Genomic DNA, 11,716 nt, shown 5'->3' on the forward strand with positions numbered 1-11,716 from the left:
TCATGGCAGTGTTCAGGCATAATCCCATTGAAGAGTTGCTACAGGCGACGCCACAAGCGAATGGATTGTTGTTTCACGCTTTAAAAGATGGCAACAGTGCTTACCATATTGGTGTGGTATTCAGGCTACAAGCGGATGTTGAAAAAGAAGAAATTTTCAACGTGTGGCATCAGATACAACAATCACAACCCGCCTTGCGATCAGTATTTATCTGGCAGGGTATTCGGGTTCCTCACCAGATAATATACGCATTGCCACGCATTCCACTGGAATATGTCCGTATTGATTCCGGGCAGTCTACGTTATCCATCAGACAACATTGTCTTGACTGGCTGGCCCAATCGAAAACAACGCCATTCGCACTTAATAAAGAAGTGTTTCGTATTGCGGCCTTCCACGATATTGACGCAGAAACATTAAATATCGCGTTCTCCTTTCATCATATTTTGATGGATGGTTGGAGTAGTTCGTTACTGATTTCCTTATGGTTGCAAGGATTGCGTAAGCAAAAAATCATGCCTTTGACGGCGCGTTTGTATGCACAGCAACTTTGGCGGGGATTAAGTGAGGAAGAACAGGCAGCCAGCCGTAAATATTGGCAACACACATTACAACAATTGCCCGGTGGAAAAGATGCTGCGACGACCAAACTATTAGCGGAACCCTTGTTTCGTACTTCTGAATATCCGGCAATTAAGCACGATGCCAACGTAAGAATAGCAACAAGTAGTGTATGGAGTGAGGAGCGCAAGGCGGCGATAGAGGCGTTATGCCGTCGTGTTGGGGTAACTCCGGCAAGTTTCATTTATCTATGCTGGGCATTGACATTATCCAAACTGACTTTTCAAAAAACGGTTGCATTTGGCTGTACATTTTCTGGCAGAGGCGAGGCATTGACGCAAGATGGTGATTACCAGCCGTTGGGGCTATTTACCAATACCGTGCCACTGATTTTGATGCTGGATGGCAAATGGGGTCTGGATGTTGCACTGCGCACAATTTTTCAGGTATTGCAGCAGGTTCAGCAACATGAAAAAACACCCCCGCTTCTTATTCGGGAAGAGACGGGAATACGTGATGATCTTTATGACTCTATTGTTGTTTTCGATAATTATCCTATTGATACTACGTTACAGGACAGCCGCCGCGGCATATTTCTGACAGAGCTACACAGTGAAGAGGCAACGCACTTTGGTTTGACATTAACCGTTGCTGGCATTGAACATTGGCACGTTGAGTTAAGTGCAGGAGAAAGTTATCAAGGGGACCCTGCTGCCGTCACGATGGTATTTAATGCGTTCGAATCGCTGGCGGCGGATCTGCTCAAACATACTGCAAATAGCCCGATTGAAGAGAGAGTATTCACTCTTGGTTCAAGTAATCCCGAAGAAGAAAAAAAGGATGGTTTGCAGGAGATCTCTCTGGTAGCAGGGAAATTAAAAGAGCAATACCCTGATATCAACGAATTGCTATCTTGCATTTATCATCGATTCGATGAATTCCCACAGGAAATCAGTTTGATTGACCATCGGAACCGCATCCGTAATATCGAATTGTTACGGGGGGTGGGGATCTTACAGCAACACCTGCGGGAAGCTGGTTTTATGCCGGGGGATCGTGTTGCGGTTCATCTGGAGAAAGGGCTGTTATCCACTCAGGCAATATTGGCCATTCTGTTCAGCGGCGGAAGTTACTTTTATCTCAACCCGAAAGACCCCTTACAACGTAAAAAGACCCTGCTGGAGTTGGCCAATTGCAGTATGGTTTTATGTGACTCAGCTTTATGTGATTCAGCCTTATTTAATTCATCTTTAAATAATTCGGTTCTGAACGAGGAATTCAGTAGTGACAGAGGACGTTATTTGTTGCTGGATGTTGAATCGTTAAATGCCGTACCCCCGAATAACACAGCAGCCCCCGTACTGTATCGTAATCGTCAACCTGAAGATGAATTTTACTTCATTTTCACCTCAGGAACGACAGGCAAACCGAAAGGGATCTCCATCCGTAACGAATCAGTGGCAAATCTGCTGGATTGGTTTGTACAAGAAGTAGGCCTGACATCCGCAGATAGGGTGCTCGGATTGACCGATCTGAATTTCGATCCGAGTGTGGAAGATCTGTTTGCCAGCTTTGTCGTCGGAGCGACGCTGATCTATCCAGACCCTCATGTTTTGCTGGAAAGGCAATCCTTTATCGAACTGGTGCAAAATGAATCTGTTACCTTAATCAACTTTATTCCGGGAGCCATTGCGCAACTTATTCAAGATGCCCCTTTCTTTCCCTCCATGCGCTTATGGATATTCGGTGGCGAGGAGTTGTCGAAACATCTCAAAGACCATTTATTACAGCAGGGTTATGCGGTCAGAAATCATTACGGGCCGAGTGAGGCGACAGTAGATTGCCTTACGGCTGAGCAATCTTTGGTTGCGGATGTCGCCATTGGCTGGCCAATTCAAAATGTGGTTGCCTACTGTGCGGATGTGTTTGGTAAGCCATTGCCCGCAGGCATTCGTGGTGAGTTGTGGGTTGGCGGACTTGCTGTTGCTCATGGTTACACGACCAATCCGGTTGAGTCAGCCAAATATTTTGTCCAAGCCAAAGGCATGACTGACTACCCGAACCTGATTAAATCTTTTTATCGCACAGGGGATGCGGTAGTTTTTTCTTGTAACTCTGGTTTTCGCTATCTGGGTCGGATTGATGATCAGATGAAAGTGAATGGTGTTCGCATCGAACCACGAGAATTGGAACTGACTGTCGAAAAGCTGGAACAGGTAACAGCCTGTTATTTGTTGCCCGCAGTGCAGGCAGGAAAGCGCCAATGGCAACTCTTTATTGAGAGCGCAGAATCACCCGCAACACTGGTTCCCCGTGTAAGAGAACATATCCGTCAGCACTTCCCTGAATCGTGGAATCCTGCACTTATTGTGGTGGTGGAAGGTCTTGAGCGCACTATTACAGGCAAAATTGATCGTAAATGGCTTCAGGCACTGGCGGTTGAATGGCAACAAAAGCAAGCGGGCGAACATCATGCACCGTTAACCGATCCAGTAGAGATTCAGGTTCAGGCCGTCTGGAATGAAGTTCTGGGAACTCAGGTTATTGCCAGAGATGTGAATTTCTTCGATGCGGGCGGGGATTCGCTTAAGATCATTGCATTGCAATCCCAGATGCAGCAGGCATTCAGGCAGGACATTGGGATCGCCATCTTATTTGAGTATCCCACTATTGCCTCTTTTGCCGACTGGATAAAACAGCGCCACTTATCATCCGAATGCGCAGAAAATGCCGAAACGATCCGCACTGATCACCGCAAACAGTTATCCCAAGAATCCATTTTGTCGTCGGCCCGATCCGGTAAAAACAGGATGGCGGATCGGCGGCGTAAAGCAAAAGGAAGTTCAGCATGATGAAGCGTGAATATACCGGTAATGAAATTGCGATTATTGGCATTTCCTGTCGGTTTCCCCATAGCCCGGATTGGCAGCGTTTTTGGCAAAACTTGCTGGCAGGGCGGGAATTGGTATCGTTCTTTTCTCGCGAAGAGCTTTTGGCTATTGGCATCCCGCAGGAGGTTATTGACCAACCCAATTATGTGCCAGCCAAAGCCGCCCTTGAAGATACTGAATGCTTTGATTATCGCTTTTTCGGCTATTCGCAACGGGAAGCACGGAAGATGGACCCACAGCTTCGGGTGCTGCATGAAGTCAGTTTCAATGCTTTCCTTGATGCAGGAATGACTCCCGGAGATGCAATGCTAAATGCAGGTGTTTTCATTGGTTCCACATTGAATCTGACCCGATTTGGGCAATTTACCGGAGCCAGTCAGGATACCTCAGAAATGTTCGATATCGGAAATTATAACGATCCGGCTTCGTTTGCGGCGCAAATCGCTTACCGCATGAAATTGAATGGGCCAGCCGTACATGTGCAGACAGCCTGTTCGACATCATTATCTGCCGTACATTTGGCCTGTAAAGCGTTGCTGGCGGGAGAATGTACGCTGGCGTTGGCCGGAGGTGCCTGCATTACTGATCCTGTAGCGGGTGGATATTTGCATCAGGATGGCATGATTTTATCGCCTGATGGACATTGCAAAACCTTTGCTGAAGATGGAAAAGGAACGGTAAATGGTAACGGGGTGGCAGTGGTATTGCTGAAACTATTGGAAGAGGCAATCGCGGACGGCGATCCCATTCATGCAGTTATCGTCGAATCGGGTATGAACAATGACGGTGACCGGAAAGTTAGTTTTGAAGCTCCCAGCGTTCAGGGACAAGCAGAGGTGATTGCACAGGTCTATCGGCTGGCAGATATTCCGTTTTCAAGCCTCGGAATGATTGAAGCGCATGGTACTGCCACTGTATTGGGTGATCCCATTGAAATTCAGGCATTAAACAGAGTCGCTCAGGAGTTGTTGTCCGCAGAGGAAATTAATCAATTCCGTTGCGCGGTAGGCAGTGTTAAATCCAATATGGGGCATTTGGATGCCGCAGCGGGTATCGCGGGGCTTATCAAAGCCGCTTTAAGTGTCCGCTTTGGGATCATTCCGCCTTCTCTGCATTTTAATCGACCAAACCCACATCTGGAGTTGGAACGAACACCTTTCTGGATACCGACCAAAGCGACGGAGTGGCCGGAGCAGCAGACAATTCGGCGTGCCGGTGTCAGTTCTTTCGGCATTGGTGGAACTAATGTTCATGTATTACTTGAGCAGCCGCCGGAAATTGTTCGTGACGAGACTTGCAAAGAAGCAGAAGCGGAACTCACGGAAAACAGCGTACCAATACAAATATTGCCTCTTTCAGCTCATTCACCTTTAGCACTGGCAAAGTTAACGGAAGCCTATTCGAATCATCTTAGTGTTGTTCAGAAAAAAACGGTTGTTCAGACAGAATCATCAGACTTACCAGCCATTGCCTATCAATTACAGGAGAATCGCGCTACTTACCCAAGCAGAGCTGCTTTTGTAACTGCAAATAGCGATGACTGGAAACAACAGCTTGATGATTGGTCGTTGATAGATAGTTTTTTGATAGATAGTTCTTTGATGAATGGTTTTTCGGGGAATAGCACTTTTTCAGCGACGGAACAGCAGGTTTGGTTATTTCCGGGACAGGGCTCGCAATCGCCAGAAATGGGCCTACACCTTGCAGCAGCTTATCCAGAATTCGGGGATATCTATCTGGGATTACTGAATATAGCCGCTGAATTGTTATCTGTGGATAAAGGCACAGCGATTCACAGAGAAACCATCATCGAATGGATCAAACAACCTGAAAAGCTGTCAACTTATTATCTCCAGCCTATTTTATATGCTTTACAGGTAGCATTAGGCGTTTGGTTACAGCAAATTGGCTGCCGACCGACCGCATTGTGTGGATTTAGTCTGGGAGAATTTGCTGCGGCAGCCGTTGCGGGGGTGTTTAGCCTTGAAGAGGGGATGGAACTCGTGATCGCCCGGGCAAAGCTGATGGACGCGATGCCCAAAGGAGCAGTCTTTGCGGTTAGCCAGAGAGCAGGCAAAAAAGAGCCGGAAGGTTATTCAACTGCCGGATCATTTCCTGAAACATTATGGTGTATATCGGAACTCAGCCCAAAAACATGGACATTAGCAACTGAGGAAGGATTAGTTGCAGAGGCAGAAGCATGGTTAACACAGCAGGGATTTGTTTTTAAACGCGTGGCGGTATCTCATGCATTTCACACACCGATGGTTGAACCTGCCGCCAAAGCGTTTGGTGAATTGCTGAAAAATTATCATCTGCAACCTGCACAGTGTGCTATCTACTCCACTGCGTTGGGACGGAAAATCTCGGCAGACGAGATGAGCAACCCGCAATACTGGGTCAAGCAGATGTTATCTCCAGTACAATTTGGTTCAGCGCTGAAACAGATAGGGCAAGATCACCCTGCGTCACTTTTTGCGCAAATTGGCACAGGCATTGATTTGTTGCAACACACACGTAAGTGGCTGCAACTGAATATGGAAAGGATGATACCGACCTTAGGAATGCGAGGCGCGACTCAAGAAGTTAAATCAACATTGCAGTTTATTGCCAGGGTTTGGATGAATGGGGGCAACATTGCATGGTCAAAGATTCGGCAACAAAATTATGCGGTTACTGATAAAAAAATCCATTTGCCCGGTCATGCCTTTGAACGAGAAATTTGTTTGCTGCAACAGCCTGTTGCCCAGTTGAATATCGCTGCAAAAGCAACCGAAGAAACACCAACACTCTCATCACTGTTTTTCGGTTCAAATTATTACGGTTTCGACTGGGAGAGAGTCAATATTTCGCTGTCAGGCAGTGAGCATACGCGGGCAGTAGCACCAATGACATGGATCATTTGTCAGAAAATAACAGCAAGGGAGCGGGATCTGGTTGAGTTGTTAGCGCTAAATGATAATGAATCAAAGCTCAGTGAAATCACTCTTGCCGACATTAACGCTTCCCACACCGATTTTTCTCATATCTACACCTTATTATCAGATTGGCTGATGCAACAAAAAGTAAAGCTATCCACAGAAATAGATGTGATCTTCACGGGATTGTTGGATGATTTAAGTGCTCAACAGGCTCAGTTATGGGCGTTCTGGTTACCTACGGCTCTGGCAAGATGGAGTGCAACCCTGAATCCAGTTCCGAAAATAAGACTGTTCTTCCCGACGACACAGATGGTGGCCTGGGATGGTACAGAGACACTGAACGCTGAAAAGCATCAACTTCTGGGGCCATTGTTGATCCTGCCGGAAGAATATTCCTATATCTCCACGGTTTGTATCGATTTTAAACAATCAGCCGCAAAAACCATTGCCCGTGGATTGCAGCCGTGGAGAGAACAAGCGTGGCAAGGAGGGCAATTCTATTGTTTCCGGCAGGATAATTCGGGTGAAGGTGATTCTGGAGAATATCGTTTTTTCCATCGCAGGGTAACTTCACGTGTGCAAAAACGGACTTTGTCCCAGGTTCTGCCGGACATCAGCCGCAATAGTTGGGTATTGATTACCGGAGCCAACGGCGGCATGGGTGCTGCGATTGCTGAATATTTAACGCGTGTTTATCACTGTAATTTGTTATTGCTGGTGCGCCAGCCGTTGCCGAAAAAACAGGCTTGGCAGGCAGAGATTAATAATAACAGTACCCATACCGAGCTGTTGCAGTGGGCCTTACAACTGGAAGCGAAAGGCAGTCGGGTAGAGTTTATACATGCTGATTTGGGGAATGAGCAAACTCTTGAAAAAGCATTTGCTCCCGTATTTCAGTTGGCTGCGCGTGGTGTGGGAATTGATTATATCTTCCATACCGCCGGACGGGGAGAAGGCGCTATGTTGCAAATGCGTTCTGAAACAGAATCCATTGCAACTCTGGCTCCCAAAGTGACCGGAACCCGTTTCCTTTGCGATAACCTGCATCGGTTAGGAGATCCCGCACTGTTATTGTTCTCCAGTCTGGGTAACTTATTGCCAAAAGAGAAAGTGGGGCAGATTGCTTATGTTGCTGCTAACGCCTGTATGGAATCTTACGCAGAACAAATGCGTAGCAAAGGGGGAAAAGCGCTGGCGATTGCGTGGGATGACTGGGCAGAATCCGGCATGGCAACACGTTCAGCACAGCAGTTGGATCAGGCTATGCAGAATAGTGCGAATCGTAAAGAGACTGACTCCGTTCAAAATAGCAGCATATGGCGTTATCAATTAGATGCTAAAAATGACTGGTGGCTTGATGAACATCGGCTTGATACATCAACCACAGTGATGCCTGCGATGGGGATGGTTGTTCTGGTTCATCGTGCTGTAAGTGAGTTACGTACTGAAATGCAGGATGGTTTTTCATTACAGGGGATCACGATTGAAAGGCCGTTGACTGTGGTTGACAGAGTTAATCTTGATGTCGCCGTAGTTTTTGCAGATGACTCGGATTATTTTGAAATTTTTTCAGGTAATGGTGAATTTTCCCATAAAACGTGGATTAAACATGCCAGCGGTAAAGTCATTTCCTGTCACCGCCAAACCATACCATCTGATAAATCGTTACCAACCCGAATTATTCAGAACCTGTTCCGTGCCAGAAATAATATCGGAGTCAGCCCGAAGGCAGCACTGACTTTTGGCTCTCGTTGGCAAAATATTATTTCCGTCGATCAAACTGCCCCAAACGAAGTGCTGAACCAGTTGCAGCTTCCCGCTGTTTATCAAAGGGAGGTAGAAACTTCCGGCTTGCACGTTGCGCTATTAGATACTGCGACGCTGATTACCTCTCCAGAAGATGAAGATAGGCAATTTGCGCCGGTTTCCATCGGCAGTTTTACCCAGTTTGCGCCAATGTGTTATCGCGTAAAAAGCCATGTTCAGATACAGCAAGTTGGCACCAGCAGATTGTTACAGGTAGATATTTACTCAGAAGCGGGGGAATTACTGGTAGCAATCAATGATCTGTTACTGGTCGATGCAGCTACAGCATTGGCAAACCAGCCAGAGCCATCACAATTACACCAAGTCATGCGGTTGGATAACCAGGGTTCAGACAGAGCAAGTTTCACCTTTATTTCACAGCTTGAGGCGCGTAAGCATCTGGGGCGGCAGGATGTCGAAATTCAGGTCAAAGCGGCAGGCGTTAATTTCAAAGATGTATTAATTGCACTTGGTGTACTGCCGGCTCCTGTTGATCCTACGATGACTTTTGGTCAGGAGGCAGCCGGTATTGTTACCCGTGTTGGTCAGGAAGTCACAAAATTCCGTGTTGGCGATCGGGTGATGTGTGCCGGCCACAGTTGTCTGGCTGAACATGCTGTAATGCCACAGCATGTAGTCGCAACTATTCCGCAAACATTAGGTTTCCAACAAGCTGCCGGTATTCCTGTTGCTTTCACTACCGCCTGGATCGCACTGAAACATGCCGCCAATTTGAAAAAGGGGCAACGTATTCTGATCCACTCAGCAGCGGGTGGAGTTGGTATGGCCGCTGTGCAAATAGCCTTATATCTGGGAGCCGAAGTATGGGCTACAGCAGGTAGTGAAGAGAAACGCCAGTTACTGTTAAGTATGGGGGCGAAAGGGGCGGCGAATTCCAGAACACGGGAATTCGGCAATGTTTTCCGTCATGCATTGGGAGAACGGCCTTTTGATGTGATCCTTAATGCACTGGCAGGAGAATTGCTGGAAGAAAGCGTCTCCCTGTTAGCACCACAAGGCCGATTCCTTGAACTGGGATTGCGGGATATTCTGCAAAACTGGCAATTAGGGCTGTCGATTTTTGCCGAAGGTGGCAGCTTCCATGCAGTACAGGCAGGTGCAGAGCATCCCGCTTATCAGGAGGCGTGGAATGAAGTCACGACACTGTTCGGGCAGGAAATTCTCAGGCCTTTACCGACGAAGATTTATCCCGTGAAAGAGGTTTCTGAAGCATTTCAGTATATGGCTCAGGGAAAACACATTGGCAAGATTGTCATTGCTATGGAAGAACGGGATAAGACGCTCAGTTTTGTTGAGAAGTTGCAGGCGGAAGGCTTGTCCAATGTGGAAGGCACGCAGATTGCTATGGCAATGGCAGTATTGGTTCAGCAAACCTCATTGCCCTATATTGCGGTTTCTAAACTTCCTGTTGGTACTGTTCTGGAGAAACAACAACATACTCAGCAGATGTTGTTCAGTACCGGCTCGACACCGAATACAGCAGATATCCACAGTGATGAAACTGAGACATCGTTGAAAGACGCTAATACAGAAGATTTACTGCAAGCGATGCGTTCTATGCTGGAAAGCTTTTTAGGGATTGTGGGTTTAGATGTAGATGCCAGTTTCTTCACCTTGGGGGCAACTTCTCTGGATCTGATCCAATTTGCCAAAAAGTTGGAGCAGCGCCTTGAACGGGAGATTCCCGTAGCATTGTTGTTTAAGGCCGCTTCTTTACGCGAATTGAGCAAAGAACTGGCTCCATTGCCATCCACGCAAGAACCATCCATAAAAGCACCATCTGTTGAGAAACAGCCCGTTGAAAAACTGTTCGTTGAAAAATTGTTCGTTGAAAAAGAAGTACAAATGCCTCAAGCAGGGCTTGGGGATAAACGGCGTTCGTTGCAGGCTCGTCGTAAATTACGTGGAACTGCGTCAGGACAAGAGGGCGGAACTCATGATTAATTCCATACGTGTCCGTAGTAAATTTTTTTTTATCGTCATTTGGCTTGTTGCATGGATACCGGGCACATCGGCTAATACGATTGATGTGATACAAGATGATATAAATCCAGTTAATCTAGAAATCATTGGGGACGCAGAACACGACAAAGTAAAACGCGGTCTGGAACAACAGATGAAGCTGGTACAGGTTATCAGTGGGTTATATCGTCGTTGGGATGTGAAGCAGGTTCCTACAGCCGGATTGAGTATTGTTGTTAATGGTCAGGCAGTTTCTTTGCGTCTGGGTAAAGCAGAAAAGGGAATATTTGAACTGGCTTCCACCTCCAAGGCCTTCACCGGCTTGTTGATTGCCTTGCTTGAACGTGAAGGGGTACTTAACCGGCAAGATTTGATTACGCGCTGGCTTCCTGAGTTAGCGGAGCATCCTGAAATGGGTTACTCCGCTATCCGAATTCATGATCTGTTATTTCACACCAGTGGCATTGCAAAAACTACGCTTGATCTGCTGCAACCTGATACTTCTCCCGATGCCTTAACCCATCTGCCGTCACTGCTAAAAAATGTTCCTCTGGCCTATCCTGTGGCAACCAAGGAAGAATACGCTACATTGAATTACAGCTTGCTGGGTTTAGTGGCGGAGCGGGCAGCCGGGAAACCATTCGCGGCCTTATTAAGGGAAAAAATCTTTCTCCCTTTAGGGATGAGAAACACAACGGTAGAGAGCCGTGTCTCGGCAGAAAAAACCGAACCGCTGTTGATCCAGGGATATAAAATCAGTTTTACAGTTGCACTGCCTTATGATGCACCACGTTACTTACAAAATACCCCTGCCGGTTATGTTCAGAGTACTCAACAGGATATGCTTATTTGGTTGCAGTTTTTGCTACATCAATTACCGTTACGGGAATGGGTAACGTCTTCACTAGCCGAACTGTATGCTGCGCTGGAGCTGGCCCAACGCCCTTATGCGGGCAGCGGTAAGCAGGGATATGCTTACGGTTGGGATGTTGAAACCGATCAAACAACGTATTGGAGTCATCTGGGACAAAACCCCAATGCTACTGCTTACGTCGCTTTTGATCCGCAAGTCGGAGTCGGGCTTGCTTTACTGGGGAACAGTAACAGCCCTCAAGTCATTGAACTCGGACAGTCCATATTCGAATACTTGCGCGGTGCTTCCGCAAAAGTCCTGCCAGAGCAGTTTCCCATTGATATGAATGATCGGATCTCTACAGTGATGGCGGCCATTTTCTGGTTAGGTGGCGTGCTGTGCTTACTGATGCTTTTCTACAAAAGGAAAAAGAAAAGCAAAAGGGAAATAAAAGGTATCGGTAAACCCTTCTTCATGGTGTTTATTGCACTGAATATATTGCTGATATCCATGCTTATGATTACCCCTCCGTTGTTATTGGGATGGAGTTGGTCAAACCTGTTGGTTTGGGGCCCTTTAAGTTTGCCTGTTGCGGCGGCAGGGCTGATTTTCTTTGCCAACACCATCAACCTGTTCTTTTTCCTCACCATGAAATCCAGTCAGTAAAAAATCCAGTGGCAAATATTCAGTTAAAGGAAGCG

The 11,716-nt window shown here is 46.9% G+C and carries 3 protein-coding genes; all 3 read left to right on the plus strand.

Going from position 1 to position 11,716, the window contains the following annotated elements; all coding sequences use genetic code 11:
• Window positions 1-2 precede the first annotated feature (2 nt).
• From HGO23_RS07110 to HGO23_RS07120, 3 genes are read left to right on the plus strand one after another with little or no spacing between them, the layout of a single operon-like run.
• Complete coding sequence (locus tag HGO23_RS07110) at window positions 3-3,413, plus strand: AMP-binding protein (RefSeq protein ID WP_209028412.1); 3,411 nt, start codon at window positions 3-5, stop codon at window positions 3,411-3,413.
• Entirely contained in the window at window positions 3,410-10,144 is a 6,735-nt protein-coding gene (locus HGO23_RS07115; protein WP_244967913.1) for a type I polyketide synthase, read from the plus strand. The genes HGO23_RS07110 and HGO23_RS07115 overlap by 4 nt, the downstream gene beginning before the upstream one ends.
• Complete coding sequence (locus HGO23_RS07120; protein WP_244967914.1) at window positions 10,137-11,681, plus strand: serine hydrolase domain-containing protein; 1,545 nt, start codon at window positions 10,137-10,139, stop codon at window positions 11,679-11,681. The genes HGO23_RS07115 and HGO23_RS07120 overlap by 8 nt, the downstream gene beginning before the upstream one ends.
• Window positions 11,682-11,716 lie beyond the last annotated feature (35 nt).

Source organism: Xenorhabdus budapestensis (genome assembly GCF_017743015.1).
Classification (GTDB): domain Bacteria; phylum Pseudomonadota; class Gammaproteobacteria; order Enterobacterales; family Enterobacteriaceae; genus Xenorhabdus; species Xenorhabdus budapestensis.

What these genes read in the sequence shown, in the direction of transcription:
- HGO23_RS07120 (WP_244967914.1), top strand. Translation starts at nt 10,137, where the DNA reads ATGATTAATTCCATACGTGTCCGTAGTAAATTTTTTTTTATCGTCATT.
- HGO23_RS07110 (WP_209028412.1), top strand. Translation starts at nt 3, where the DNA reads ATGGCAGTGTTCAGGCATAATCCCATTGAAGAGTTGCTACAGGCGACG.
- HGO23_RS07115 (WP_244967913.1), top strand. Translation starts at nt 3,410, where the DNA reads ATGATGAAGCGTGAATATACCGGTAATGAAATTGCGATTATTGGCATT.